Here is a 1355-nt window from a genome sequence, read left to right on the forward strand (position 1 = left end):
GTTATATGGTAGGCTAACGCCCTTACAGTAGCATCATTCGCGGTACCGGTGCCATGCCCCATCCGGTCAAAAGCTTCTTCGGGCAGGCCATTAAACAAAGCGACGGTTGATCGTCTTACTGCTTCATATTCTTCAAGTATATTATCCAGGTCCCTGTTATCGGCATCCGAATAGTTGGCATAGGCATCCTGGTCAAAACCTATCAGGTTATTTTTTTCGTTGCGTGCAAAACGTAGGGCGCGGTATGCAAAAATGCGTTCGTCATCAATAATATGTACCAGCACTTCTTTGATACTCCATTTACCCGGCGCGTACCGATGATATAACACATCGGGCGGTAATGAGTAGATTAGTTGCTTAACCAATTGAAAATTATCCTGCAGGTGGTTTAGCACAAAACCGTCTGTGGGTACCAGCTTCATGTACATAATGGCATATGGTGGATATTCGCCTTCCTTAGGCGGTTGTATTAATCGCATAACAAATAGCTATCGTTATAAAAGGAACGACAAAATCCGAAATCGAAAATCCCAATTCCTCAATCAACATCAAACATTCCCCCACCCCAGCGCCAATACATCAGCCAGGTGGATGGTCCTTATCGGCAAACTATTTTTGTCGATATAGCTTTGCAGGTGCAGCAGGCAGGAGGCATCTGTCGAGATGATGTACTCTGCACCGGCGGCCAGGGCATTATCTACCTTTTGCTGGGCCATGGCGGTGGAGATAGCTTCAAACTTAACCGCGAATGTACCGCCAAAACCACAGCAGGTTTCGTTATCCTTCAGTTCTAAAAGTTCTAAACCTAATACTTTGGAGAGCAGCTGGCGGGGCTCGTTCCTGATCTTGCATTCGCGCAGGGCGGAGCAGCTATCGTGGTAAACGGCCTTACCATCCAGCTCGGCGCCGAAGTAATCAAACTGCAGGATATTCACCAGGAAATCCGACAGCTCATAGATATTACCCTGTATGGCCCTGCATTTATTATGTACAGCTGTATTGGTAAACAAATCGTTATAATAGTTTTTAACCATGCCGGTGCATGATGCAGATGGGGTTACAATCACGCTGTCTTCCGAAAAATCGTTCAGAAACTTGCTGCCCACGGCTTTGGCATCATCCCAAAAACCCGCGTTAAACGCCGGCTGCCCGCAACAGGTTTGATTTGGGTTAAAATTCACTTTACAGCCCGCCTTTTCCAATACTTTTATAGTATTAAAGGCAGTTTCAGGAAATAGTTGATCTACAAAACATGGTACAAACAGCTCTATCTTCATCGGCACAAATTATTCGGCGCTAAATTCCACATATTTTTTTATGCTTTTCTCGGCTTTTAGCAAAGAAAGCAATAATAT

2 protein-coding genes are annotated in these 1355 nt (G+C 44.9%); both read right to left on the reverse strand.

Annotation, left to right across the window (positions count from 1 at the left end; translation table 11 throughout):
- The coding region (locus tag AC1DPZ_RS27270; protein ID WP_477409428.1) for a DinB family protein at window positions 1–479 on the reverse strand (479 nt) is incomplete at its 3' end.
- Between the two features lie 69 nt (window positions 480–548).
- A complete protein-coding gene (locus AC1DPZ_RS27275) occupies window positions 549–1277 on the reverse strand; it encodes a (Fe-S)-binding protein (protein ID WP_477409430.1) in 729 nt (242 codons plus the stop codon).
- Between the last annotated feature and the right edge of the window lie 78 nt (window positions 1278–1355).

It is taken from the genome of Mucilaginibacter sp. P4_G9 (assembly GCF_056400985.1).